Origin of the sequence: Kribbella sp. NPDC048915, assembly GCF_040649595.1 — a bacterium.
Classification (GTDB): domain Bacteria; phylum Actinomycetota; class Actinomycetes; order Propionibacteriales; family Kribbellaceae; genus Kribbella.
The window spans coordinates 43,295-70,166 of sequence record NZ_JBEZFT010000035.1; the positions used below are offsets into that span (position 1 = coordinate 43,295).

The 26,872-nt window shown below is 70.3% G+C and carries 12 protein-coding genes and 1 tRNA gene; 3 read left to right on the plus strand and 10 right to left on the minus strand.

Features of this window, described 5'->3' with window-relative positions:
• Window positions 1–5 precede the first annotated feature (5 nt).
• The 5 genes from AB0B82_RS19420 to AB0B82_RS19440 all read right to left on the minus strand — a co-directional run bounded on the left by AB0B82_RS19420 (window position 6) and on the right by AB0B82_RS19440 (window position 6,431).
• A complete protein-coding gene (locus AB0B82_RS19420) occupies window positions 6–1,436 on the minus strand; it encodes an RNB domain-containing ribonuclease (protein WP_360169894.1) in 1,431 nt (476 codons plus the stop codon).
• Between the two features lie 4 nt (window positions 1,437–1,440).
• Window positions 1,441–2,568 (minus strand): bifunctional RNase H/acid phosphatase, encoded by a 1,128-nt coding sequence (locus AB0B82_RS19425; RefSeq protein ID WP_360169897.1) that lies wholly within the window; start codon window positions 2,566–2,568, stop codon window positions 1,441–1,443.
• Window positions 2,565–3,278 (minus strand): C4-type zinc ribbon domain-containing protein, encoded by a 714-nt coding sequence (locus tag AB0B82_RS19430; RefSeq protein ID WP_360169900.1) that lies wholly within the window; start codon window positions 3,276–3,278, stop codon window positions 2,565–2,567. The genes AB0B82_RS19425 and AB0B82_RS19430 overlap by 4 nt, the downstream gene beginning before the upstream one ends.
• A gap of 60 nt (window positions 3,279–3,338) precedes the next feature.
• Window positions 3,339–4,466 carry a Nif3-like dinuclear metal center hexameric protein gene (locus tag AB0B82_RS19435; protein WP_360169903.1) on the minus strand — a complete coding sequence of 376 codons (1,128 nt, stop codon included), beginning with the start codon at window positions 4,464–4,466 and terminating at the stop codon, window positions 3,339–3,341.
• A gap of 324 nt (window positions 4,467–4,790) precedes the next feature.
• Entirely contained in the window at window positions 4,791–6,431 is a 1,641-nt protein-coding gene (locus AB0B82_RS19440) for a glycoside hydrolase family 13 protein (protein ID WP_360169906.1), read from the minus strand.
• A 99-nt stretch (window positions 6,432–6,530) separates the two neighbouring features.
• On the opposite strand from AB0B82_RS19440, the gene AB0B82_RS19445 reads away from it, so the two are divergent.
• Window positions 6,531–7,739 carry an ROK family protein gene (locus AB0B82_RS19445; protein WP_360169909.1) on the plus strand — a complete coding sequence of 403 codons (1,209 nt, stop codon included), beginning with the start codon at window positions 6,531–6,533 and terminating at the stop codon, window positions 7,737–7,739.
• A 1,028-nt stretch (window positions 7,740–8,767) separates the two neighbouring features.
• Here AB0B82_RS19445 and nagZ read toward each other — a convergent pair.
• The gene (gene nagZ / locus AB0B82_RS19450) at window positions 8,768–10,246 is read right to left on the minus strand and encodes a beta-N-acetylhexosaminidase (protein WP_360169912.1); all 1,479 of its coding nucleotides are present in this window, start codon (window positions 10,244–10,246) and stop codon (window positions 8,768–8,770) included.
• Window positions 10,247–10,710: 464 nt separating this feature from the next.
• Here nagZ and AB0B82_RS19455 point away from each other — a divergent pair, with 464 nt between their 5' ends.
• Window positions 10,711–11,640: an ROK family protein gene (locus AB0B82_RS19455; protein WP_360169915.1), complete on the plus strand. Its 930-nt coding sequence runs from the start codon at window positions 10,711–10,713 to the stop codon at window positions 11,638–11,640.
• Between the two features lie 481 nt (window positions 11,641–12,121).
• Here the strand turns inward: AB0B82_RS19455 and AB0B82_RS19460 are convergent, their stop codons facing one another.
• The 4 genes from AB0B82_RS19460 to AB0B82_RS19475 all read right to left on the minus strand — a co-directional run bounded on the left by AB0B82_RS19460 (window position 12,122) and on the right by AB0B82_RS19475 (window position 23,468).
• On the minus strand, window positions 12,122–21,991 hold the full coding sequence (locus AB0B82_RS19460) for an amino acid adenylation domain-containing protein (RefSeq protein ID WP_360169918.1): 9,870 nt from the start codon (window positions 21,989–21,991) through the stop codon (window positions 12,122–12,124).
• 458 nt (window positions 21,992–22,449) lie between these two features.
• A tRNA-Val gene (locus AB0B82_RS19465) sits at window positions 22,450–22,521 on the minus strand.
• Window positions 22,522–22,542: 21 nt separating this feature from the next.
• Entirely contained in the window at window positions 22,543–23,013 is a 471-nt protein-coding gene (locus AB0B82_RS19470; protein ID WP_360169921.1) for a peroxiredoxin, read from the minus strand.
• Entirely contained in the window at window positions 23,010–23,468 is a 459-nt protein-coding gene (locus AB0B82_RS19475) for a DUF3052 domain-containing protein (protein ID WP_360169924.1), read from the minus strand. The genes AB0B82_RS19470 and AB0B82_RS19475 overlap by 4 nt, the downstream gene beginning before the upstream one ends.
• A 309-nt stretch (window positions 23,469–23,777) precedes the next feature.
• Here AB0B82_RS19475 and aceE point away from each other — a divergent pair, with 309 nt between their 5' ends.
• A complete protein-coding gene (gene aceE / locus AB0B82_RS19480; RefSeq protein WP_360169927.1) occupies window positions 23,778–26,504 on the plus strand; it encodes a pyruvate dehydrogenase (acetyl-transferring), homodimeric type in 2,727 nt (908 codons plus the stop codon).
• Window positions 26,505–26,872 lie beyond the last annotated feature (368 nt).

A 26,872-nucleotide genomic window follows, 5' to 3' on the forward strand; every position in this document is an offset into this window, starting at 1 on the left:
CCCTGTCAGCTCAGCTCGAAGGCGACGGTGCGCTTGGCGATGTCGGCTTCGACGAGTTTGACGCGGACCTGCTGGCCGAGGGGTAGCGACTGGCCGGTGACGCGGCCCTCGATCGCGTGTTTGGTCAGCACGACGATGCCGCGGCCGGTGTCCTTCTGGTCGACGTCGGTGATCACGCCGTCGAACTCGGCGCCGACCTGATCGGCGACCAGGCCGGCCTCGACCATGCTGACGATCGAGCGCTCGTACGCGTTCGCGCGCCGGCCCGCCTCGTCCATGATCTTGGGGATCTCGTCCATCGACTCGCGTACCCATGCCGGCACCTCGGCGCCCGCGGACAACGCGACGCAGATCTCGGACGCCCAGCGGTCCACCAGCCGCCGCAGCGGCGCGGTGACATGCGCGTACGTCGACTTCATCGCCGCATGCTCCGGCTGGTCCGGGACGCTGCCGTCGAAGGCCGTGTACCCGGCGCCGCGGAACAGCACCGTGCACGCCGCGAGCATCGCCGCGTGGGCCGGCACCTTCGGGTCGAGACCGTGGATGAACTCGGCGTACGTCGCGTCCTCGGGCCAGTCGATGCCGAGCGCTTTCGCGGTGCTGCCGAGCTTGCGCCGCAGGTCGTCGTGCGACTCGGGCAGTGTGCGCAGCACGCCGATGCCACCCTGCGTCATCAGGCTCGCGGCCGCCATACCGGTGAGCAGCGAGATCTGCGCGTTCCAGCCCTCGACCGGCAGCGGCGCGCGGAACTCCAGCCCCCAGCCGTGGTTGGAGGTGACGACCTCCTGGTCCGGGATCGGGAGGTTGACGCCGCCGCGGTCGAGTTCGCGCTGTTCGCGGAGCTTGCCGACCTCGCGGAGCAGTTGCAGCGACTCCGGCGCCGTACCGGCATCGAGGTCCTTCTGGACCGCCGCGTAGTTCAGCTTGGCCCGCGACTTCACCAGCGCGCGCTCGCAGCGCACGTCCGTGCCCTCGCCGGCGGCGTCGACCGTGATCGTCCACAGCACCGTCGGCCGCACCTGGTCGGGCAGCAGCGACGCCGCCGCCTCGGACAGCTCGGGCGGATGCAGCGGGGTGCGCTTGTCCGGCGCGTACAGCGTCTCGCCGCGGCGCCGGGCCTCCTGGTCGATCGGGTCGCCGGCCTGGACGAACGCGGCCACGTCCGCGATCGCGTAGTGCACCGTGTAGCCGTCGCCCGCCCGCTCGATGTGCAACGCCTGATCGAGATCCATCGAGTCCGGCGGGTCGATCGTCACGAACTCGATCGCGGTCCGGTCGAGCTCCGGCAGCCGCGGATGCTTCGCCGCCTCGAGCGCCGCGGCCGTCACCTCCGGCGGGAACTCCGCCGGCACCTCCAGCTCCCGGCGAATGTCCTGCAACGACGCCCGGAAAACCTCCGGAACCCCTTCGACGAACCTGACCCTCTGCAGCGGCATGGGCTCAGAGTAGCGTCGGCTCCACGTTGAAGGACCGCAACGAGGGCAGCCCGTCGGCGTACCAGTGGATCTCGGTCAGGGTTGCCGGGCGCAGTTCCATCCGGAACAGAGCGGACATCGGGGCTTGCAGCACCGACCGGACCATCAGCTTGATCGGTGTCACGTGGGTGACCACGACGACCGTCCGGCCCGGGTACCGCGCGAGCAGACCGTCCCGCGCCGAGCGGGCGCGCCGCGCACAGGTGTCGAACGACTCGCCGCCGGGTGGTGCGACCGCGGTCGAGTCCAGCCAGGCGTTCATCGCATCCGGCCATTTCTGCTGGATCTCCGCGAACGTGTGGCCGTCCCAGTCGCCGAACGAAACCTCCCGCCAGCCCTCGTCCACGACCGGCTCCAGCCCGAGCTTGCCCGCGACCGCCTCGGCGGTCTCCCGCGTCCGGCGCATCGGCGACACCACCAAGGCGTCGATCTCGCCGACCCGCGTCAGGTACTCCGCCGCGGCCGCGGCCTGCGCGCGACCGGTCTCGCTCAGCCCCGGGTTGTCACCGCCGGATCCCGAGAACCGCTTCTCCGCGGTATGCGGGGTCTCGCCGTGCCGCAGGAAGATCAGCCGCGTCGGCGGCGCAGTCTGCGGACCCCAGCCCTGCAAGGCCTTCTGCAGGTCGGACGGCTCCTTCTCGAGCGCGGCCGCCGTACCGGCCGGCGCCGGTGTCAACGGGATGTCGACGCCGTCGAGCGCGTTGTTCGCGAGCGCGTCCGCGGCCGCGTTCTGCGCGCGCGGCACCCACGTCCACTCGGTGCCGAACGGAGCCAGCCCCTGCGCCTTGATCGCCAGCGGCTGCAGATCCGGGTGCTTGATCTTCCAGCGACCGGCCATCTGCTCGATGACCAGCTTGGAGTCCATCCGCACCTCGATCGAGGCGTTCGGCGCGTACTCCCGGGCGAGTTCGAGTCCGGCGATCAGACCGGAGTACTCCGCGACGTTGTTGGTCGCGATCCCGAGCGTCCGGCCCTGCTGCGCGATCACCTTCCCGGTCTGCGGGTCGCGCACGAGGGCGCCGTACGCCGCCGGGCCGGGATTACCGCGCGATCCACCGTCAGCCTCGACGATGACGTGGGAGTAGTCGCTCATACCGCGCTCTCCGACGTCCGCACCAGGATGCGGCCGCACTCCTCACAGCGCAGTACGGCGTCCGGCGCGGCCACCTTGATCGCGTTCAGGTCCGACGGAGCGAGCTCCATCCGGCAGCCCATGCAGCGCTTGCCGACCAGCGGCGCGGCGCCGATCCCGCCGCTGTGTTCGCGCAGCCGGTGGTACAGCGCGAGGAGGTCCTCGGGCAGCTCGGCCGCGACCACGGCGCGCTGGTCGCCGAGCTGCGCGCGCTGCTCGTCCAGCTCCTTGATCGCCGCGTCGCGGCTGGTCTCCAGCTCGGCCTGACGGCCGGCGAACGCCTCGGCGCGGGTCCGCAGCTCGGCCTGCACCGCCTCGGCGGCCTCGAGCTTCTCCATCACCTCGAGCTCGGCGTCCTCCAGGTCGGCGATCCGCCGTTCCAGCGAACCGATCTCGTGCTGCAGGTTCTCCAGGTCGCGCGGCGAGGTGACCTGACCGGAGTCGATCCGCTGCTGGTTGCGGGCCCGCCGCTGCTTGACCTGCTCGACGTCGGAATCGGCCTTCTTCTGCTCCCGTTGCAGGTCGCTGACCTCGGTGTCCGCGGTGACCAGGTCGCGGTCGACGACCGCCTTCTCGGCGGTCAGCTCCTTGAGCGCCTGGTGTTCGGGCAACGACGCGCGCTTGTGCGCGACCTGATCCAGCTGCAGGTCGAGGTCCTGCAGGTCCAGCAATCGGCGTTGGACGGCGGGCTCGGCGTTCAGAATCGGCTCCTTAGGTGAGGTCCGGGGCGCTCAGATCCGCAGGGTCCATGCATCCGTGCAGAGCGTCGAGATGTGAGTGTCTACGGTACTTCCTCGCGCCGCCAGCTCTTCGACCAGGAGCCGTTCGGCGTCCGCGAGCCACGGCCACTCGCTGGCCCAGTGCGCAACGTCGACCAGCGCCGGATCGCCGTACGCCCGGGCCTCGGTCGCGGGGTGGTGCCGCAGGTCGGCGGTCAGGTACGCATCCACGCCGGCTGCGCGGACCCGATCGAACTCCGAGTCGCCCGCTCCCCCGACCACCGCGACGGTCTCGATCGTGCGGTCCGGATCGCCGGAGACCCGGACGCCGTGCTCGGTGCGCGGCAGACTTTCCGCGACCAGCCGCGCGAACGCCGACAGCGGTAGCGGCACCTCGAGGACGCCGATCCGGCCGCCGCCGCGATCACTCGGCAGCGCGGCCAGCTCGTAGATGTCGTACGCCGGTTCCTCGTACGAATGCGCCGCGACCAGGGCCTCGACGACCGCGCGGCGCTTGCGGCGCGGCAGCAGCATCTCGACCCGGCGCTCCGGGACGACCTCGATGTCGCCGACCGACCCGATCGTCGGGTTCGCACCTTGCAGCGGCCGGAACGTGCCCTCACCGGTACCGCTCCAGGCCGCGCGCTCGTAGTCGCCGATCTGCCCGGCGCCGGCCTTGGCCAGCGCGTCGATCATCGCCTGCGTCTCGTCGACCGGGACGAACACGACCACCTTGTCCATCGGCTCGTCGGGCATCGCCTTCAAAGGACGGGTGTCGCGCAGACCGATCGCTGCGGCGAGCGCGTCGCTCACGCCCGGGTTCGCGTTGTCGGCGTTCGTGTGGCAGACGTGCAGCGCGACGCCGGCGCGGATCAGGTCGTGGATCACGCTGCCCTTAGGGGTCGTCGCGGCCACGCTGTTCACCCCGCGCAGCAGCAGCGGGTGATGGGTGACGAGCAGATCGAAGCCGCCCTCGATCGCCTCGTCGACCACGGCCCGCATCGGATCGACGGCGAACAGGATCCGCCGTACCTCCTGCTCCGGGTCTCCGGTCACCAGACCGACCGCGTCCCAGGACTCCGCCCAGGCCGGGTCGTAGAGCCGGTCGAGAACCGTGATCACGTCCGCAAGCGTCGTCACGCCGCCTATCCTGACACCCTCCGAGCTCCCGGCGCGCGGGGCCTCCTGGTGGTGTACGGCGCGCAGGGCCCTGCTGATGGTGTGCGACGTGCGGGCCTTGATGGTGAGCGGCGCGCGGGGCGTGCTGATGGTGAGCGGCGCGCGGGGCGTGCTGATGGTGAGCGGCGTGCGGTCGCGCGGACAAGGATCGTGGCGGGGGCAACCGCCCCGGTGCCCCCACCACGACCGGACGCCCCGGCCACAGGGGGAGGGCCGTACAGGGACGGCTTGGCCGGGACGGGCTTTGGGTAGTGCTGGCCTGTGTAGTGCTGGCTTGTGTGTCGGTCAGATCAGCCAGGCGGTGGTGGCGCTGGGGAGCTTGTCGCCCTCGAGCGGACCGCTGGACAGGACGACCGCCGCGTCGGGCAGTTCGATCGGCGCCGCGCCGAAGTTCGTCACGCACTGCCAGCCGCCGGAGCGGACGAAGTGCAGCACCTCGTCCTGGTTGTCGATCCAGGTCAGCGAGCTGTCAGTGCGCAGACCACGACGTACGGCGAGAGCCTTGCGGTACATGCTCAGCGTCGATTCCGGATCGTGCTCCTGCGCCTCGACGGAGTACGCGCCGAACCACTTCGGCTGCAGCAGATGCGATCCGCCCGGACCGAAGCCGAACGACAGCCCGTTGATCGTCCACGGCAGCGGGACACGGCAGCCGTCGCGGCCCTTCTCAGCACCCTTCGAGCGGAAGTACGCCGGGTCCTGGAGGTTCGCGGCCGGCAGCTCGCCGACCTCCTGCAGACCGAGCTCCTCACCCTGGTACAGGTAGGCCGATCCCGGCAGCGCCAGCATCAGCAGCGTCGCGGCGCGGGCGCGGCGCAGGCCGAGCGCGACGTCCACTGTCGGCTCGGTGCCGTTGCTGAGCAGCCAGTCCTTGCCGTCCTGCCAGCCGCCCTTCGGGTTCTTCGGCAGGCCGTACCGGGTCGCGTGCCGGACGACGTCGTGGTTCGAGAACACCCACGTCGAGGAAGAGCCGTTCTCGGCCGCGAGCGCCAGATTCTGCTCGATCACCTCGCGGAACTTCTGGTACTCGAAGTCGGCCTGCAGCAGATCGAAGTTGAACGCCTGGCCGAGGCCGTCGGCACTCGCGTACTGCGCGCGCCGATGGGCCGGGACGAACGCCTCGGCGACCGCGGACCGCGGCGGGTCGTAGGTGTTCAGCAGCTTGCGCCAGTCCCGGTAGATCTCATGCACGCCGTCCTGGTCCCAGAGCGGGTGCTTGCCGTTGGACTCCGACTGCCGCGGCAGCGTGGTCTTGGACGGGAACGGCTCGGTCAGGTCCTTCACCAGCGCGTGCGCGACGTCCACCCGGAAGCCGTCGACACCGCGGTCGGACCAGAACTTCAGCGTCTCCAGGAAGTCCGCCCGGACCTCGGGGTGCTGCCAGTTCAGGTCGGGCTGCTCGGCCGCGAACAGGTGCAGGTACCACTGGCCGTCCTCGGTCTGCGCCCACGCGGAACCGCCGAACACCGAGTCCCAGTCCGACGGCGGCTGGTCGCCCTGACCGTCGCGGAAGATGTACCGATCCCGGGCCGGGTGGCCCTTCGCGGCCTCGAGCGCCTCGACGAACCACTCGTGCCGGTTCGAGGTGTGGTTCGGGACGATGTCGACGATCAGCTTGATGTTCTCCGCGTGCAACGCGTCGACGAGCTGGTCGAAGTCCTGCAGCGTCCCCAGTCGCGGGTCCACATTGCGGTAGTCGTCGACGTCGTACCCGCCGTCGGCCAGCGCGGACGGATAGAACGGGCTCAGCCACACCGCGTCGATGCCCAGCGCCACCAGGTACGGGACTCGACTGATGATGCCGGGCAGATCGCCGACACCGTCGCCGTTGGAGTCGGCGAAGCTGCGCGGATAGATCTGGTAGACGACGGCCTGCCGCCACCAGTCGGGGTCGGTGGACTGCGGAGTACTCACTGATTGCCTCACAGGGGAAATCTGTCGGTCACCCGGCGTTTATATATAGGCTCTAAATTTAGAATCTGCATGTATTCTGCGACTGTACGACGACGAGGTCAAGGGGCTTTCATGGCGAAACCACCGGCTACCCCGCCGACGGCCACCCCGACGATGTTGCGGCGGGTGAACGCGGGCAAGGTACTCGGCGTACTCACCCGTGCCCGGGTGATGACGGGGACCGGCCTGATCGAAGCCACCGGACTCACCCGCGCCACCGTGCACGCGGTCTGCAACGACCTGATCTCGATGGGCTGGGTGATCGAGCTCGACCCCGGCCGGACGTCGGTCGGGCGGCCGTCGCGGCGGTTCGAGTTCAACAGCCGCGCGGGGTACGTGCTCGGTATCGACATCGGCGCGGCGAAGACGACCGTGCTGGTGTCCGACCTGCGCGGCGAGACACTGGCCAAGGCCGTCCGGTCGACGGCCGGGGTGACGACACCGGCCGAGCGGACCGAGATCGTGCACCAGGCGGCGGTCGATGCGCTGGCGTCCGCGGGAGTGTCGGACGCGCAGGTGCTCGCCGCCGGCGCAGGGGTCGCGGCGCCGGTCGACCGGGACGGCAACATCCTGGTGGACGACGAGTTCTGGCGGCGCTTCGACACCGGGCTGTCCACGCGGCTGACCGAGCTGCACGGTTGGCCGGTCCTGCTGGAGAACGACGCCAACCTCGCCACCCTGGGCGAGCACTGGCGCGGGGACGCTCGCAACGTCGACGATCTGGTGGTCCTGCTCGCCGGCGAGCGGTTCGGGTCCGGGCTGATGGACTCGGGGCGGTTGCTGCACGGTTCGCGCGGCGGCGCCGGCGAGATGGTGTTCCTCAAACTGGTCGAGGGTGTCGGCGACACGCACGGGATCGCGCGCTTCGCCCGCGAGAAGGGCGCTGCGGCGATCGCGGACGAGGGCGTCGAGACATCTCTGCGGGAGCTCGTCGGCGACAGCGAGGTGACCGCCGAGCAGGTGTTTCGTGCGGCCGCGGACGGCGACAAGGTCGCCGAAGAGATCCTGCACGAGATCGCCGACCGAACCGCGCGCGTGGTCGCCACGCTCGGCACCCTGTTCAACCCCGAACTGGTCGTCCTCGGCGGCGCCGTCGCCGAAGCCGCAGCGGCCCTCCTCCCCGACCTGGAGTCCCGCCTGGCCCGCTACACCAGCACACCCCCACGCGTCGCCGTCTCCTCCCTCGGCGACGCCATCGTCTCCGTAGGCGCAGTACGCCACGCCCTCAACTACGTCGAAGACCACGCTTTGGACCTAGAACTAACCTGCCGCCAGCCCTAACCCACCCACCGGCGCGGACCACCGCCGCGGACCACCGCCGCGGACCACCGCCGCAGGTCGCCGGAGTGGGGTCGCCGCCGCAGGTCGCCGCTGTGGGTCGCCGCTGTGGGTCGCCGCTGTGGGTCGCCGCTGTGGGTCGCCGCTGTGGGTCGCCGGCGCGGCCGCACAGAGCGGGACGCCGGCGCGGGGCCGCACAGAGCGGGACGCCGGAGTGGGGTCGCCGGCGCGGGCCGCGCGGAGTGGGACGCCGGAGTGGGCTGCTGTGGGCCGCAGGGGTGGGGCGCGGCGCGGACACAAGTGGGGGCCTTGAACAGGAACTGGAGGGCTAGGACCGGTTATTTCCTGTTCACACCCCCCGCCGCGCGGACACAGCCCCCACTTCCGGCGCCGGCCAAACCCATCAGGACACCACGCCAGCCTCACCGCGTCCCAGACCGGACCACCAGACCGGACCACCCACCCCAGACCGGCCCACCACCCCAGACCGGACCACCCACCCCCGACCGGCCCACCCGCAATCCTCCCCACATCGCAGACCGCCCCACCCCCACGACCGCCCCACCCCACGACCGCCGCACCCCCCAGGACCGCCGCCCCCCCCAGACCGCCCCACCCACAGACCACCCCACATCTCAGACTGCCCCACATCCCAGACCGCACCGCCAGGCCAACTTCCTGCGACGGTTGGGCTTGGTGATTCGCCGCTCGGTGTGTCAACCCGACAGGACGTGTCGTCGCGTTGCCCCTTGCCGCCCGCTCACGACGGGGCCTGAGCCCCCGTCGTGGTCGGAGACCTCCTGTCGAGGTGACACGCCTAGATGATTGATGCACGGCCTGGTCTGGATTCGGTGGTCGTGGTGATGGAGCCGGGGACGCTCGGGCATGTGGGCGTGAGTGGCGTGTGTCAGGTCGACAGGACGTGTCCCGTGCCAGGGGTCACAGCTGAGCGTGTACCAGGCGCCGAACACACCCGCCCCGCACCACACTAGCTGTCGAGCGTGCACACCTTCGGGCCGCGCATCAATCATCTAGCGGGTCAGCTGCTTGGCGATGGCTTCCAGGACGATGACGTTGCGGCCGGAGGTAGTGGCCGAGGGGATGCCTTGCGGTACCAGCTGCTGGTCCTCAGGGATGCCGGTGCAGAGGACGAAGACGTTCTCCGGGTGCGCCTGGATCAGGTAGTCGAGGGCGGCGCGCATCCACGGTGTCCGGCCCGCGTCCTGGACCGCGATCACCAGCGGACGGCCCTGGGCAGCCTTGGCTGCGTTGGCGATCGCGTCGTCCTGGGGTTCACCATTGTCGGTGAGGTGGTGTTCACCGCGCAGCACCACACCCTCGGCGCTCGGCGACACCCTGGTGAAGATCTCGGGCAACCCGGAGAAGTACGGGTTCCACGCCGGGTGCAGGCCCTGCGTCAGGTCGACCACGTACGGCGCCGCGCCGAACGCCGGGAACGTCTGGCCGGCCACCAACCGCGCCGCGACCTCGCGGATCGGTGCGCCGTCGAGGCCCGGCAGACGCGTGCGCCGGACGAGTGACGCGGCGAGCGCCCGTACTCGGGCCGCGGCGTCGGCGACCCGCTCGGCAGGGAGCGTTCCTTCGCGGACCGCTTCGACGACGCGGGCGGTCAGCGCCTGTGGGTCGGCCGTACCGACCGCGATCATCGCCAGGTCGGCGCCTGCGGTGATCGACGCGACGGCGGCGTCCTCGATCGAACGGTTCTTGGTGATCGCCTGCATCTCGAGCGCGTCCGTGGTGATGACGCCTTCGAAGCCGAGTTCGTCGCGCAGGAGTCCGGTGAGGATGCGGCGCGACAGGGTGGCCGGCTGGTCGTCGTACGCCGAGAACACGATGTGCGCGCTCATCACGACGTCGGCGCCGGCCGCGATCGTGGCGCGGAAGGGTTCGAGCTCGACCGCGCTGACCTCGTCGATCGACCGGTCGACGCGCGGGAGATCGGTGTGCGAGTCGACGGCGACGTCGCCGTGGCCCGGGAAGTGTTTCGGGCAGGCGGCGATACCCGCCTCGTGGACGCCTTCGACGAACGCGACGCCGTGCCGCGCGACGATATCCGCCGTCCGGCCGAACGAGCGGGTCGAGATGATCGGGTTGGCCGGGTTGCTGTTCACGTCGACGGACGGCGCGAGCATCAGGTCGATCCCCAGTGCGGCGAGCGTCGCGGCAGCGTCGCGCGCCGCGGCCCGGGTCAGGTCGGGATCATCCAGGTCGCCCAGCAGGCGCGGCGAAGCGAGCGGCCACGGGTTGGCCGGCGCCAGATGGCTGAACTCGCCACCCTCGTGGTCGATCGCCACGATCAGGTCCGAACGCTCCGCCCGCAGCTCAGCCGTCAGCGCGGCGACCTGGTCGGCGTCGGCCACGTTCCGGGTGAACAGGATGACTGCCCCGAGCCCGTCCGCCACCGCCCGCCGCAGCCCGTCCGGCGCCGATGTTCCACTGAATCCCACAACCAACGCCCCGGCAGCATCCCGCTCCAGTTGATCACTCATCCCCCAACCCTCTCCTCCCATCCCCGCGCACCGCCACCCGACCCACCAACTCTCCGCCGATGACCTACCGCCGCCCCGCTCGTCCACCGCAGTACTCGTCGGCCCCGCAGCCGGCCTCGTCCTTCCGGTGTGGCCCACCGCAGCCGCGGCCCACCTGCCGTTGTCCGGCGAATCTCAGCTCGTCCGCAGGCCGCCGCGGGACGTCCCCGCCTGTCGGCCGGTGTGGCGACGGAGAGTGGTGGGCTGGGGTTGGAGCTGGGTGTGGAGCGTCGCGGAGGGGTTACGGAGAGCTAGGAAATTCGAGGCTGGTGACGCGTTCAGGGGCATCGTTGTCAGGGGTTGTCATGGCAGTTTGTTGCCGTCTTCCTGCGGGTTTTCCGTGATTACCTCGGATCACCTCTGTCTGTTCGGGCCAACTACAGATAACGTTGTCTCCCGACCTGACCGCCCTGACCGGGGGGACGATGAGCGACGACGCAGCGATGGCGCGGGGAACCGTGCTGGGAATCGACATCGGCGGCACGAAGATGGCCGCCGCTTTGGTGTCCCCCGACGGCACGATTCTCACCGGCGATCGGATCGCCACTCCGCCCGGCGACGCCGATCAGGTGTTCGCCGCGCTCGGTGAACTGATCGACCGCGTCCGCGGCGATTCCACTCCCCTGGCCGTCGGCATCGGATCCGCCGGCCCGATCGACCAGCAACTCGGGCTGGTGTCCCCCGTGAACATCCCCGGCTGGCGCAACTTCCCGATCGTCGATCGGGTCCGCGCGGCGACCGGCGGCGTACCCGTGACGCTCGGCCTCGACGGGCACTGCTTCGCGCTCGGTGAGTTCTGGAGCGGGGCCGGCCGGGAGGCCGAGACATTGCTCGGGATCGTTGTGTCGACCGGTGTCGGCGGCGGTCTGGTCGTCAAGGGCAAGCCGCTGCTCGGACAGTCCGGCAACGCGGCGCACATCGGTCACGTGGTCGTCGATCAGGACGGCGAGGCGTGCGCGTGCGGTTCGTTCGGTTGCGTGGAGGCGTACGCGAGCGGTCCACGAATGGTCGCTCGTGCGCAGCGCAGCGGCTGGCGGAGCGACGAGCGCGTGGACGCCGCCGTACTCGCTGCCGATGCCGCGGCCGGGGACGAGCTCGCACTGGCCGCGTTCGACGACGGGGCACAGGCACTGGCGGCCGGGATCGTCGCGACGGCTGTCACGGTCGACCTGACCACGGTCGTGATCGGTGGCGGGGTCGCGAAGGCAGGCTCGGTGCTGTTCGACCCTGTGCAGGCGTGGGTGAAGCGGCTGGCGCAACTGCCGTTCGTCACCGACATCACCGTGGAACCCGCACAGCTCGACAACGCCGGCCTTCTCGGCGCCGCCCACCAGGCCTGGTCCGCACTGGCCTGAACCGCCGCCCGGTTGAACTGCACATTCTGGGTCGCGCGGTAAGGCCTTGTCTGCGCACCTTTGCGCAATTTTTACGAAACTCGCCAAACCCTGTAACGGCGGCCCTACGCCACGCGATGCAACGGATGGATGGGGTGGGGGCACCGTCATCCACGGCCGGTCAGCAGGGGGGCCCGGACCGGCCGGCGAACGGGAGATCGAGGGGGGCCTTGGATCAACCGGACACGAGCGCGGCGGGTGAGGCAACTCCCCGCCGCGACCGTGTGAACCACGGATCGGGAACCACGAGGCCGCCGGCACCGTCCGACCGATCAACACGTTCGATCCCGCGGAGGGATGGGGATCGAACGCGGGTTCTGCACCGTGAACGGCGGGCGGTGGTCGCTGGGAGGGTCACTACCGAACAGACCTCCCGTCCACGGTGCAGAACTTCATCGGTCCGCACTCGTCCAGGTTCCGGCTGATCGCGCCCGGAGATCCGCTACGGCTTGAGCCACTCCGGGGCCGGCAGGCGGTCGCGGTCCAGGCGGCCGTTGTCGTCCAGCGGCAGTTCCTCGATCGGGATGAGGTCCGCCGGCACGAGATAGATCGGCAGTTCCTTGGTCAGGTCGAGCATCAGCCGCGCCAGTACGGCCGGGTCGCTGTCCTCGAGGACGACGTACCCGATCAGGCAGGTGTCGCCGCCCGGATCGGAGCACGCGACCACGACCGCGTCGACGACGCCGGGCTGGTCGGCCAGGACATGCTCGGTCTCGCCGGGCTCGACCCGGTGGCCGCGGATCTTCACCTGATCGTCGGCGCGCCCCAGGTACTCCAGCGTGCCGTCCGGGCGCCACCGACCCAGGTCGCGGCTCCGGTACAGCCGCGCGCCGGGGTGCCCCGGGTCCGCGACGAACGCCCGCTCGGTCTCCTCCGGGCGCCCGATGTAGCCGCGCGCCACCGCCGCGCCGCCGAGGTGGATCTCGCCGACCGCGCCCACCGGCAGCGGTCGCAGCGCGGCGTCCAGGAGTCGTACCGCGACCCCGTCGATCGGCCGCCCGATCGAGGGGCGGTCCTCGGCCGGGTCGACCTCGTGGATCGTGGTCACGATCGACGCCTCGACCGGCCCGTACTCGTTGAACAGCCGGCAGTCCGGATGCGCGTCGAGGAAGTCCCACACCTTGTGCGTCAGCACCATCGCCTCGCCGCCCGCGACGATCTCCCGCAACGCGGGCAGCTCCGGCAGCCGGCGCATCGTCGCGAGCAGTGCGGTCAGCGGGCTGAACGCCATGAACAACCGCTGTACGTCGTGATCGCGCAGCGCCGCGACCACCGCGTCGGGGTCGTACCGGTCGTCCTCGCCGATCAGCACGAGCGCGGCGCCGGAGGCCAGCGTGGTGAACATCTCCTGCACATGAACGTCGAAGCCGAACGAGGTCCACTGCAGTGTCCGCAGCGGCCGCCGCGTGCGCAGGTAGTGACGGACCAGGTTCACCGGGCCGCGGTGCGGTACGACGACACCCTTCGGGATGCCGGTCGATCCGGACGTGTAGATGCAGTAGGCAATGTCGTCGGCCGCGGACCGTACCGGTGGCGCCTGCCGCGCCCGGATGTCGCCGTCGCCGCCGCCGACCGGCACCAACCGCAGACCGAGCCGGTCGGCCAGCGCGGCGTCGTCGCCGACCAGCGCGACTGCCTGCGCATCCTGGACCATGAACGCCCAGCGGGACTCGGGTACGCCGGGATCCAGCGGGAGGTACGCCGCACCGGACTTCAGAACAGCGAGGACCGCAACGACCATTTCGGTGCCGCGGGCAACACGTACCGCGACCAGTTCCCCGGACTTCACACCGAGGTCGACCAACTGCCAGGCGACAGCGTTGGACCGGCGGTCGAGTTCGGCGTAGGTGAGCTCGCGATCGCCTTGAATCACAGCGATTGCGTCCGGAGTGCGCGCGACCTGCTGCTCGAACAGGGTGTGCAGTCCGCTCAGGCCGCCGCCGACGACCGCATTCCGCCGCAGGTTGGCGACCGGGCCGGAGCCGTTGGCGACCGGGCCCGAATCGTTGGCGTCGCCCTCAAGATCACGGAGCATCGCGAGGTCGGACTCGATCGGGAGGACCAACTCCGGCAGTCTCAGGTCCGGGATTGTCGTTGCCCTGCGCAACACTTCGGCGAGGTAGTCGAGCAGCCGCTCGACCGTCGTACGGTCGAACAGTCCGGAGCGGTAGTCCGCCGTACAGGTGATGCCCGCACCGTGGTGCGTGAGGCGGAAGCGCAGGTCGACGGTCGGCGGCAGTTCGGCGTCGCCGTCCTCGAACTCGACCAGGATCTGGAACAACGGATCCCGCTGGAGAATCGCGAGGTCGGTCCCGGCGTGGTCGAACGCACCCGCAGTGATGTCGCGGATCCGCTCGGCGAGTTCGCCGAGCTCGGGTTCGCCGGACAGGTCGATCCGCAACGGCAGCGCGCGGCGTGGCGCGGTCGAGGTGTCACCCTTCGGCCGGATCAACGCCGAGCCGATGGTCACATCGTCCTGCGCGGCGAACCGGCCGAGGACCGTCGCGACCGCGGCGAGCATGGTCGTCGCCGGGCTGTGCTTGCGATCCCTGGAGTAGCTCAGTACGGCGTCGGCCAGCTCTTCCTCGAGCTCATGCTTGACCGAGGCAACCGCTTCGTCCCCGGCCACTCGCGCACCGTCCGCTGGTAACACCAACGGTTCGGCGCCGGCCAGCACCGCAGTCCAGTAGGCAAAGTCCCGCCGCCGCGGATCTTCGGTACGCCGACCCTCACCAACCTGCTCGGCCGCTGTCGCGGATGCCTCCGGGTCACCGGCCGCCAGTACGGCAGGCTCCTGCTCGTCGACGCTCGACTCACCGTCCGCCCGGTCCGACGCCGCCTCGTCCGACGCCGCCTCGTCCGTCGCCGCCTCGTCCGTCGCCGCCTCGTCCGTCGCCGCCTCGTCCGTCGCCGCCTCGTCCGTCGCCGCCTCGGCTGACGCGGTCTGGTCCGGCGCGATCGCTTCCGGCGCAGCCGGGCCAGGCTCGGTCCCTGCCGGCGTGGTCTGGTCCGCTTCCGCTTCTTCCGTGCACGCCGCACTCGGGCGGTCGGCTGCGTCACTGAGGTCTGCCGGTTCGCTCAGATCGGCCGGTTCGCTCAGATCGGCCGGTTCGCTCGGGTCGGTCGATTCGCTCAGGTCGGGTGACGCGGCGCTCGGCCCCTCGGCCGGGTGGTCGGTCGGCTCGGCGGAGGGGTCGGCCAGGAGGGCGAGTTGTTCGCGCAAGAGCTTGGTGACGCCGTCAACCAGCTGACCGGCCACTCGGAGTTGCTGGGACATCAGCGCGGCCATGCCACTGCCCGGCAGCTCTGCCGCGCCGGTGGCCGTGGCTGCCTCGTCGACCTTCGCAGCCAACTCGGCAAGCCCCGAGCCCAAAAGCGCCAGAGCCGCCCGCGGGTCGCGCGCCTGCGCAGCGGTGCTCTCGACGCCCGCCGCAGCAGACGGCTCGTTGGCCGCGCCCGTGGTTAGGTCAGCAGAATCGTTGGCCGCGCCCGTGGACACGCCAGCGGAGTCGTTGGTCGCCCCCGTGGACACGCCAGCGGAGTCGTTGGTCGCCTCCACGACTTCACCGGCAATCGCCCCGGCGGTCGTGGCTTCGATCGCCTCGGCGAGCGACTGGAGGTCCGCGGTTGACGGCTCGTCTTCCGGCGCAGGCTCCAACTCCGGTTCGGCGGTTTGGACGGCTACAGCGGTCGCGAGTTTGTGGGGTGTGGTGTACGTGAGGAACAGGTCGTCCGGCGTCAGTTCCGCCTCGAAGCGGCCGTTCAGTTCGTCGATGACCGGGGCCATCGACGCCGGTGTCGCGCCGAGTTCGGCGAAGGTGTGGTCGACAGTGAGGTCGTACGGGTCCAGGCCGTGGACCTCACAGGTCATGTCGAGGATGACGTCGAGCGACTCGCGGTATCGCTCCGCCGACATCTCGTTGCCCGACAGCGATCCGGCCTGCGCCAGGTAGTCGGCGTCGATCTCGTGCGTCTCGGCCGGCAGCGCGAACGGCGACGGCTCCTCGAGGAGTTCGGCCGGTTCGTCGGCGATCTGGTCCGGCGGGTCGAGCGGGATGCGCTTCACGGCTGGGTTCGACGGCGGGTCGAACACCACGGTCTGCGCACGGGCACCGCGCTCGAAGGCGCTCGGCCGCGACGAAACGTTGTCCCCGGCAACCGCCGTACCAGCACCGCCACCGGCGCCAGCACTGGCACCGACGCCCGCACCCGACGAGGACTGTGCGGTCGACGGGGCCGGCGCCGCGACCTGCACGGACGGGTCGACGGGGTGGTGCACCCGGCGGAACGGGTACGTCGGCAACGGCACGCGGCCGCCGTCCGGGTAGACTTTCGCCCAGGCGATCTCGGTGCCCTGTTCGTACAGCTCGGCGAGACCGTTCATCGTCGCGAGGACGGGGTCTTGACCGAGGCGTTGGGCCGGGATCCACGTGCTGTTGGGCGCGATTCGGCGGCCCGCGGGACTCAGTACGGCGTCCGGCCCGAGCTCGAGGAACCGTCGGCACCCCGCCGCTGTCACGGCCTCGACCGCGTCACCGAACAGCACCGGCTGCCGCAACTGCCCGACCAGGTATTCGCCGTCCAGCACCGTCCCGGACTCGAGCAGATCACCCGACCAACTGGACACCATCGGCGTCCGCAACGGCTTCAGCGTGATCTCCCGGACGATCTCCGCGAAGTCCGACAAGATGGGATCGACCAACGAGCTGTGGAACGCGCGGTCGACATCAAGTCGTTGCCATGCCACCTGCAACTGATCCAGCTGCGCCGCCAGCTGACCGACGATCACCTCGGAGCCGGTCAGCACGAACGACTGCGGTCCGTTGCCAGCGGCAACCTCAACCCCTGCGGTACGGGCGATTTCGCGTACCCGATCCGCGTCCGCGCGGACGGCAACCATTGCCCCGGGCACCGTTCCGCGCTGCATCAGCTCGCCGCGCTTCGCGGTCAGTCGGACGCCGTCCGCAAGCGACAGCGCACCGGCAACACACAACGCGGCGTACTCACCGACGCTGTGCCCCACGACCAACGCGGGCTGCACGCCGAACGACTGCCACAACCGCGCCAACGCGAGCTCGAACGCGAACAGCGCGGGCTGAGCGGTCTCGGTCGGCCACACACCCTCGGTCGTGCCGGCGGGTGTGAGGAGCAGCTCGAGCAGGCTGCCGCCGGTCTCCTCGTGGTAGACGCGGTCGCACTCATCCAGAACCGACCGGAACGCCGGGAACCGGGCCGCGAGCCCCGCAGCCATCCCACGTCGCGCCGCGCCCTGACCGGTGAACGCGTACCCCAGCGGTCCGGGTCCGCCGCGCGGCACCGCGGTGGGCTGCACGGAACCGAGCGCATCGGCCAACTCGGCCTCCGTCGCACCCGCGACCGCGACCCGGTACCGGTGCGCCGGCCGCCCGAGCGCCGCCGTACCCGCGAGATCGATGAGGCGATGATTGGTGCCGTGGTCGAGGTCGGTGCGATACAGCTCGATGAGATCGGCCAGTGCGTCCGGATCGGGCGCGGACAGCGGCAGCACGACGGGGCCGTCGTCCTCGCGACGGATCTGGCGTGGTGCCTCCTCGAGGATCACGTGCGCGTTCGTACCGCCCGCGTCGAGGGCGCTGACGCCGGCACGCAACGTCGTACGGCCGGGCAACGGCGGTACGGTCCACTCGCGCGCCTCGGTACCGATCACGAACGGGCTGCCGTCGAGGGCGAGCGCCGGGTTCGGGGCGGTGACGTTGATCGTCGGCACCAGCGTACGGTGCTGCAGCATCAGGATGGTCTTGATCAGACCGGCCATCCCCGCGGCGCTGTCCAGGTGGCCGATGTTCGGCTTCACCGAGCCGATGGTGCAGAAGCCGACCTTGTCGGTGTGCCTCCGCAAGGCGGTCGTCAGGGCGGTGACCTCGGCGGCGTCGGCCTCCAGGCTGCCGATCCCGTTCGCCTCGATGTAGCTCAGCGAGTCGGCGTCGAACCCGGCACGCTCCAGGGCACGCTCGATCAGCTCCACCTGGTCGCCCGCGGGCGCGTCCTCGTTGCTCACCGCCGTACCGCGAATCACGGCGTACACCGTGTCGCCGTCGGCAAGGGCCTGGTCGAGGCGCTTCAGCAGTACGGCGGCGACACCGTTGCCACCGACCGTGCCGTCGGCGTCCGCAGCGAACGCGCGGACCTGCCCGGTCGGCGAAAGGATCGAACCCGGCTCCGGGTGGTACGTCGTTGCCTGCGGCACCTGTACGGCGGCAGCGCCGGCGAGGGCGAGGTCCGCGTCGCCGGACCGGAGCGCCTGGCAGGCGAGGTGCACCGCGACGAGGGACGACGAGGACGCGGACTGCACGCCGATCGCGGGACCGGTGAGGCCGAGGCGGTACGCGACCCGGGTGGCGATGGAGTCGCGGGACGGGTGCTGGCGCGCGTACAGGTTCATGCCCGAGCCGGCGAACACCCCGACCCGGCTCGACGTCCCGGCGTACCCGCCATGCTCCAGCGCCTGGTGGCACACCTCGAGGAACAACCGTTGCGCCGGGTCCATCAACTCGGCCTCGCGGTCGCTCAACCCGAAGAACTTCGCATCGAACGACTCGACATGCTCCAGCACGCCACCGACCGCGACCGCACCCTCGTCGGCGCTGTTGCGGCGCAGGCTCTCGACGCCGGCGACCAGGTTCTCCCAGAACTGCTCAAGCCCCTCGGCCCCAGGAAAGCGCCCCGCCAGGCCCACCACAGCCACCGGCTCAACGACAGCCTTGGACGCCTGCCCGCGAGTCGCGTCGACCCGCAGCCCGGCCTGGGCGTCAGCCTCATCGGCAGGTACCTCAGGCTCCGCCGGGTCGGCGTCCGCATCCGGCTCCTCGTCGGCCAGTACGACGGACTCCGCATCGTCGGCGTCGGACTCCGCAACCTCGGCGTCGGACTCTGCAACGTCGGCGTCGGACTCCGCATCGTCGGCGTCGGACTCCGCAACCTCGGCGTCGGACTCCGCAACCTCGGCGTCGGACTCCGCAACCTCGGCGTCGGACTCTGCAACGTCGGCGTCCGCAGGGTGCAGCTCGGACTCATCCACCCGGCTGGCAGGTGCACTCAGGTCAGCCTCACCCGGTACCTCTGTCGCGAGGTCGGTGTCGTCGGGTTGCTCGACATCTACCGCGCCCTGCTCAACGACCTCGGGGGCCGCTTCGGATTCCAGCTCGGCGCTCTGCTCGGTCGAGGAGTCGGCAGGCCGTTCTTCGGCTACCTCGGCGGCTGGTGCGCCGTCCGACTCAGCAGCGCCGTCCGACTCAGCAGCGCCGTCCGACTCGGCGACCTGCGCCGCGACCGGAGTCGGCAGCTCGGCCGGTTCCTCAGCCTGCACGGCGGCCTCGGGCTCGGTCGCCTCCGCGAGCTCGGAATCCGTCTGCTCGGCAGCCTCGGAATCCGTCTCCACAACAGCTTCGGGAGTCGTCTCCTCAGCTGCCTCGGGAGTCATCTCCGCAGCTGCCTCAGAAGTCATCTCCTCGGCGGGCGTCGGCTCCGTCGGCACGGGGGCATCGGAGTCGATTGGCTCGACGGTTGCGGAAGGCGTGGTTTCGGTGGGCTCGGGTGCCGGCTCGTCGGTGATCTCGAGGGCTGGCTCCTCGGCCGTCTCGGTGGTTGGCGCGGTGGTTGGCGCGGTGGTTGGCGCGGTGGTTGGCGCGGTGGTTGGCGCGGTGGTTGGCGCGGTGGCGTCTGGTTCGGGCGTCGTCGGGTGCGCCTCGGGGTCGCCTTCGGTGCTCTCGGGCGAGATCTGAGCACGGGCAGGTGTTGGGAGCATGGCGACGTACGGCACCTGCTCGACGTCCTCGGCTGCCACGTCAACGTAGGCGGTCAGTTGCTCCGGGCTCTCAACCTGCTCCGGCTCGGCCTGTTCCGCGTCCTCGGCCTGCTCGGATTCTGCGCTCGGAGCCTGTTCGGGCTCGACGGCGTCAGTCTGCTCGAGGTCCTCCGGGTGCTCTGGCGCCGCGTCTTCGGGGTGTGCGGACGCCGCGCCTTCCGCCGGTTCGGAGGTGGGCTCAGGTGAGTCGTCGGTGGGTTCGAGGATGATTCGTTGGAGTTCGAGCGTGGTTTCTTCGGGTGACTCGTCGGCTTCCGGTGCGAGGCGGGCGGCGTCGCGGGCGGCGAGCATGGCGACGTACGGGATGAGTTCCAGGTCCGCCGGGGACACCGAGGGGCGCTCGGCCTCAGTAGGTGCCGCCGGTTCGCTCGGTAGGGCGGATTCCTCGACGTCACCCGGCTCCACCTCCGAGCCATCCACCTCCGCGGGCTCTACATCCGAGGGCTCCACCTCCGCGGGCTCTACATCCGAGGGCTCCACCTCTGCGGGGCGGTCGGTTGAGGTGGGGGTGCCGAGGGTGGGGCGTGGGGGTGGGGTGGGGATGGACTGCTGCAGGTCGCGTTTCCAGGCGAGGCGTACCACCGGCAGTTCGGTGGTGCGTTCCGCCGGGTCGTCGTCGGCGTACGGGGTGGCTTCGGGAGTGGTCGACGGGCCGCGACCGGTCGGACCGGACGTGGGCGTGGCGCCGGCGGGGTCGACGTGGGTGGGGGCGGGCTGGAGGAGGGTGCCGTCGATCCAGCGCTGCTTGAGCAGCGGGCGGAGAATCTTGCCGCCGGGGGTGGTCGGGAAGTCGCGGCGCGGGACGCCGACGACCTGGGCCTGCAGGCCTAGGCGGGCCTGGATGAGGCTGCGGATCGCCTGGTCCATGCCCGGTACGGCGTTCTCGGTCAGGGCGTAGAAGACGACCAGCCGGTCCGTACCGGACTCCTCGTCGGCGATGCCGCAGGCGGCGACCAGACCGGGTTCGGCGCCGACGACGTTCGCGGCGACGGCTTCGATGTCGTGGGCGTAGTGGAGCTTGCCGGACATGATGATGCGTTCGCTGTCCCGGCCGGTGATGACCACCTGCCCGCCGGTGATGAAGCCCTGGTCGCCGGTCGCGAGCCATTTGCGCGCGGGCCAGTTGCCGACGGGGAACGCGGCGCGGTCCGCTTCGAGGTTGCCGAGATATCCGGGCGTGACCCGCGCGGACGCGATCTGGAGCTGGCCGATCCGGCCTTCGGGCAGTACGGCGCCGTTCGGGGCAACGATGCGCACCGTCGTACCGGGGGCCGGCGCGCCGACCGACACGAGTGACAGCACACCCGGCGGCTCGGTCCGCGGCTTGCCCGGCCGCGCGACCGTGACCTTGCCGGAGGACGGACGCTGGTCGACCCACTCGACGACGCCGGTCGGTGGGATGCGGACGCGGTGCACGTTCGGCGTCAGGCCGGGCCGCGCGAACGTGATACCGGTGACCGTCTCGGTCATCCCCCACGCCGCCACGAACGTCTCCGGAACCACGCCGAACCGGTTCGTGACGCGCAGGAACTCCGACATCACCGGCACCGTGATCTGCTCGCCGCCGCTCACCAGACTGCGCAGCGCGGACAGGTCCCAGTGCCGGTCCGGTTCGCCCGCGACCGCCTTGGTCACCAGCCGGTACCCGAAGTTCGGCGACCACGAGTGGTTGACCCGGTGCTGCTCCATCAGGTCGAACCAGCGCAGCGGGTTCGCGAGCACCCAGTCGGTGTTGACGTGGATGTTCGTGCAGCCGGTGAACACGGGCAGCAGGTGGTACAGCAGGAACGCCCCGCTGCGGTCCAGCGGCAGCCAGTTCAGCGTCGTCTGCCCGGGCCGGATCGGCAGCATCGCGGGCGTACCGGCGGCGAACTCGACCAGCCCGCGGTGGGTGAGCTGCACGATCTTGGGCGCGCCAGTGGAGCCCGACGACATCATCAGTACGGCGACGTCGTCCGCGGCCGGGCGGTGGAAGTCGGAGGTGGGCTCGTGGCCGGCCATCGCGTCCGGGTCGAGGACCGGGAGGCCGAGGTCGTTCGGCAGGTCGGACGGGCGGCCGATCAGGACCGTCCAGCCGAGCAGGTCGGTGATCCGGCGGAGGCGCTCGCGGCCTTCCTCGGTGCGGTCGCCGCCCGGGTTCGGCGCGATCAGCAGCGGGCGGATGCCGCCCAGCGAACAAGCCCAGAAGGCGGCGAAGAAACCGACCGGTTCGGTGCAGTGCACGACCGCGGGATCGCCGGCCCGTACGCCGTTCGCGCGCAGGCCGGCCAGAATGCGCGCGGCGAGCTCGAGCAGGGTCGGGAAGTCCAGGCGGGTCTCACGGCCGTCCGGGCCGATCTCGACGACACCCGAAGCACTGAAGTCCCGGGCCGCGCGCAGCAACGCGCTCGGCAGGTCACGTGGGTAACCGGCGGGAATCATCAACGCCGGCCCGGTGGAGATCGCCGGCCGGTCCGCACCACTTCTCACGCTGTCGCCACCACCAACTGCGGCCGCACCTCAACCGGGCGACGGCAGAGCGGGACCCGCGACGACCGGGCTACGACGGGACGCTCGGCCGGTTGGCGACCCACGGACACGCGCCTCCCCAACTGGACGGAGCGGGTTCTGGGCAGACCCGCCTCACTGCACACCGATGACACCGACTGCGGCCCCGTTTCCGCCGACTGGAGCGATGTCGCGACCGGGCACACCCGGTGCGTCGTCGCGCCGACCGACAGCCGTGAACCCTATCAGCCGCGACCCGCCCCGGAGGAGTCCGATCTCGGCAGTCGAAGGTTAAGAATTCCGACCCGAACTCCACACCGCCGACATGCATCCAACGAGTGACCGAACCCCGCGATACGCCCTGCCCGAAACCCGGACACCACGGCGGTCCGGAGCGCGCACCGGCCACCGACAGCGGGTGCACAAATGACAAGAATGCGTGGGCGAAGAGGGGATCGAACCCCCGACATCTTCCTTGTAAGGGAAGCGCTCTACCGCTGAGCTATTCGCCCGGATCCAGCGACCGGAGGAGTCTACCCGAGATCTGGTCCCAACTCGGCCAGGGCGGCCGCGTAGTCGTCGAGGTTGCGGGGTTCGGGGAGTTGGTTGACCACCGACCAGCGGATGAGGCCTTCGGAGTCCACGACGAAGGTGCCGCGGAGGGCGCAGCCGCGGTCGGTGTCGAAGACGCCGTACGACGAGGCGATCGCGCCGTGCGGCCAGAAGTCCGTCAGCAGGCCGAACGGTAACTGTTGCGCGTCGGCGTACGCCCGGAGCGTGAACAGCGGGTCGCACGAGATCGCCAGGAACTCCGCGCGGCCGAGCAGGTCCGGGCGGTCCCGGAGCGCGGTCAGCTCACCCGTGCAGACCTGACTGAAGGCATACGGGTAGAACACCAGTACGACGGCGCGCCGGCCGGCGTAGTCGCTGAGCCGGACCGGTTCGCCGAACTGGTTTTGGGTCTCGAAATCGGGGGCCCGGCTGCCGGCAGCCGGGACGCTCACCCGCGGCGACCGGACTTGGGAACCACCAACTTGGTGGCGGACCAGTCGTCGGTCACGCTCAGTGTGCTCGTGGTCGCCAGACCCGCCACCGGCGCGGCCTCGGCGATGTCGCTGGTCTCGACGTACCCGTCGCGGCCGACCTTCGGAGTCATCAGCCAGACCACTCCGCCGGCCTTCAGGTCGGTCAGGATGTCGAAGAACGCGTCGACCAGGTCGCCGTCGTCCTCACGGAACCAGAGCAGGACTGCGTCCACGACCTCATCGGTGTCGTCACCGACGAAGTCCTCCCCGGTGACCTCCCGGATCGCATCACGCAGGTCGTCGTCGCAGTCGTCGTCGTAGCCGATCTCCTGGACGACCCATCCGGCCTCCAGGCCCAGACGGGTAGCCATCTTGGAAACGTCGCTCGGCACGCCGCTACCCTTGCCGTCCGCGTGATCCGCGGTCGCGCTCACGTGTCCTCCTCCGTGGTCCCCGCTTGCCCGGGGGTAGGTGTCATAGCCAGAACAGCTAGCAGTAGTCCATCGTGACCTACCGCGTCGCGCAAGTATGCACCAGTGTTCCGTGACGTGTCCGGTATCCGCGTGCCGGGTACCGGGCGTGTCCGCTGAGATCCGCCACCGGCCGCCGGAATCGGGCCGGATCGGAAGGCGAAGTAGAACGCAATCCGGACAGGTGACAGGATTGCGGTGAAGAGCAACCAGAGAGAACGGCAGGACACCGTGGCTTCCGGACACGAACCACCAGCCATCATCACCGAGGGGATGCCCACCCAGCTCCCCGACATCGACCCCGACGAAACGCGGGAGTGGATCGAGTCGCTCGACGCCGTGCTGGACGAACGCGGCAAGGCGCGAGCGCGCTACCTGATGCTCAAGTTGATCGAGCGCGCCCGGGAGCGGCAGGTCGGGGTGCCCGCCCTGCGGAGCACCGACTACATCAACTCGATCCCGCCCGAGCGGGAGCCGTGGTTCCCCGGTGACGAGCACATCGAGCGCCGGATCCGGGCGTTCATCCGGTGGAACGCCGCGGTGATGGTGAGCAAGGCCAACCGCAAGGGCCTGGAGGTCGGCGGTCACATCGCCACCTACCAGTCGGCCGCCAGCCTGTACGAGGTCGGTTTCAACCACTTCTTCCGCGGCAAGAACCACCCCGGCGGCGGTGACCAGATCTTCATCCAGGGGCACGCCTCCCCCGGGATGTACGCGCGGGCGTTCCTCGAGGGCCGGCTGTCGACGGATCAGCTGGACGGCTTCCGCCAGGAGGTGTCCCGCGGTCCGCACAAGGGCCTGTCGTCGTACCCGCACCCGCGGCTGATGCCGGACTTCTGGGAGTTCCCGACCGTCTCGATGGGGCTGGCCGCGCTGAACTCGATCTACCAGGCGCGCTTCAACCGGTACCTGCACAACCGCGGCATCAAGGACACCAGCCAGCAGCACGTCTGGGCGTTCCTCGGTGACGGCGAGATGGGTGAGCCGGAGTCGCTCGGCGCGATCGGCCTGGCCGCGCGCGAGGAGCTCGACAACCTCACCTTCGTGATCAACTGCAACCTGCAGCAGCTGGACGGGCCGGTGCGCGGCAACGGCAAGGTCATCCAGGAGCTGGAGGCGTTCTTCCGCGGCGCCGGCTGGAACGTGATCAAGGTCATCTGGGGCCGCGAGTGGGATTCGCTGCTCGCCCAGGACCACGACGGCGCGCTGGTGAACAAGATGAACACCACGCCGGACGGTCAGTTCCAGACCTACTCGGTCGAGTCCGGTGAGTACATCCGGGAGAACTTCTTCGGCGGCGACCAGCGGCTGCGGCAGATGGTCAGCGGGCTGTCCGACGAGGACCTGCGCAAGCTGCCGCGCGGCGGTCACGACTACCGCAAGGTGTACGCCGCGTTCAAGAGCGCGACCGAGCACGTCGGCCAGCCGACCGTGATCCTCGCCCAGACCATCAAGGGCTGGACGATCGAGGCGCTCGAGGGCCGGAACGCGACCCACCAGATGAAGAAGCTCACCTCGGACGACCTGAAGGCGTTCCGCGACCGGCTGTACCTGCCGATCGAGGACAAGGACCTCGAGGACGCGTACAACCCGCCGTACTTCCACCCCGGCACCGACTCGCCGGAGTACCAGTACATGATGGAGCGCCGCAAGCAGCTCGGCGGTTCGCTGCCCGAGCGCCGGGTGCAGCCGAAGACGCTGAAGCTGCCCGGCGACGACGTGTACAAGCCGCTGGCGAAGGGCTCACACGCGCCGGTGGCAACCACGATGGCGCTGGTCCGGCTGTTCCGGGACCTGATGAAGGACCCGGAGATCGGTCACCGGATCGTCCCGATCGCCCCGGACGAGTACCGCACGTTCGGGATGGACTCGATGTTCCCGACCGCGAAGATCTACTCGCCGCACGGGCAGAACTACGAGGCCGTCGACCGCAACCTGCTGCTGTCGTGGAAGGAGTCCACGGCGGGTCAGCTGCTGCACGAGGGCATCAGCGAGGCCGGCGCGATGGGTTCGGTGCTCGCGGCGAGTACGGCGTACGCGACGCACGGCGAGCCGATGATCCCGTTCTACATCTTCTACTCGATGTTCGGCTTCCAGCGCACCGGCGACTGGATGTGGGCGCTCGGCGACCAGCTCGGCCGCGGCTTCCTGGTGGGTGCCACCGCCGGCCGGACGACGCTGACCGGCGAGGGTCTGCAGCACGCGGACGGTCACTCGCCGCTGCTCGCCTCGACGAACCCGGCCGCGGTGCACTACGACCCCGCGTTCGCCTACGAGATCCCGTACATCGTCAAGGACGGTCTGCGCCGGATGTACGGCTACGGGCAGAACCAGGAGCACCCGTACGGCGAGGACGTCTTCTACTACCTCACCGTCTACAACGAGCCGGTGGCGCAGCCGGCCGAGCCGGAGAACCTCGACGTACCGGCGCTGCTCAAGGGCATGTACCGGTTCAGCGTGGGGACGGCGGCCGACGGTGACGACGCGCCGCGCGTCCAGCTGCTCGGCTCCGGTGTGGCGCTGCCCTGGGTCCAGAAGGCCCAGCAGATCCTGGCCGAGGAGTACTCCGTGGCCGCGGACATCTGGTCGGTGACCTCCTGGAACGAGCTGCGTCGGGACGCCGTCGCGGCCGAGCAGCACAACCTGCTGCACCCGGAGGAGCCGGAGCAGGTGCCGTTCGTCACCGAGCAACTGAAGGACACCAAGGGCCCGGTCGTTGCCGTCAGCGACTTCATGCGGGCGGTGCAGGACCAGATCTCCCGCTGGGTGCCGAACGACTACACCTCGCTCGGGACCGACGGCTGGGGTCTGGCCGACACCCGCGCGGCGGCCCGGCGCCACTTCCAGGTGGACGCCGAGTCGATCGTGGTCGCGGCGCTGGAGATCCTCGCCAAGCGCGGCGACGTAAAGCCGGAGGTCGCCGCCGAGGCGGCCCGCAAGTACCGCATCGACGACCCGACCGCGGTCGCCGGCGTGAAGCAGGAGGGCGCCGGCGCCTGATCGCCACGCCAACCCGACGGGCCGCTCACCTTGGTGGTGAGCGGCCCGTCAGCTTGTTCCTCACCACCGGCTCCCGAAAACTCTCCCAGGAGAGTTTGGAGACCGGGGCGCCAACCTAGTCACGCAGAGCCACCCACGGCCCGTCACAAGAGCCCGTTCATTCGGCTCTCGTGACTGATACGTGGATGGGTCCGAGTGCCCGAGTCGGCGCCCGCGCTGGACGCCCGCCCGCGTCCCCCGCGCGGTGGGTTTACCCATCGTGTTGTGGGTTCCTGACCCGGGTCTTGAGGCGATCGCGAACCTCTTCCGGCGTGTATGCGCGGCGCTTGCGCTCACCGCGGGCGATGACGACACCCGTCGCGGCCACG

Excerpts from the sequence above, each read along its gene's own strand:
- AB0B82_RS19455 (WP_360169915.1), top strand. The coding sequence starts at position 10,711 with ATGAGCGACGACGCAGCGATGGCGCGGGGAACCGTGCTGGGAATCGAC.
- AB0B82_RS19425 (WP_360169897.1), bottom strand. The coding sequence starts at position 2,568 with ATGAGCGACTACTCCCACGTCATCGTCGAGGCTGACGGTGGATCGCGC.
- AB0B82_RS19445 (WP_360169909.1), top strand. The coding sequence starts at position 6,531 with ATGGCGAAACCACCGGCTACCCCGCCGACGGCCACCCCGACGATGTTG.
- AB0B82_RS19420 (WP_360169894.1), bottom strand. The coding sequence starts at position 1,436 with ATGCCGCTGCAGAGGGTCAGGTTCGTCGAAGGGGTTCCGGAGGTTTTC.
- aceE (WP_360169927.1), top strand. The coding sequence starts at position 23,778 with ATGCCCACCCAGCTCCCCGACATCGACCCCGACGAAACGCGGGAGTGG.
- nagZ (WP_360169912.1), bottom strand. The coding sequence starts at position 10,246 with ATGAGTGATCAACTGGAGCGGGATGCTGCCGGGGCGTTGGTTGTGGGA.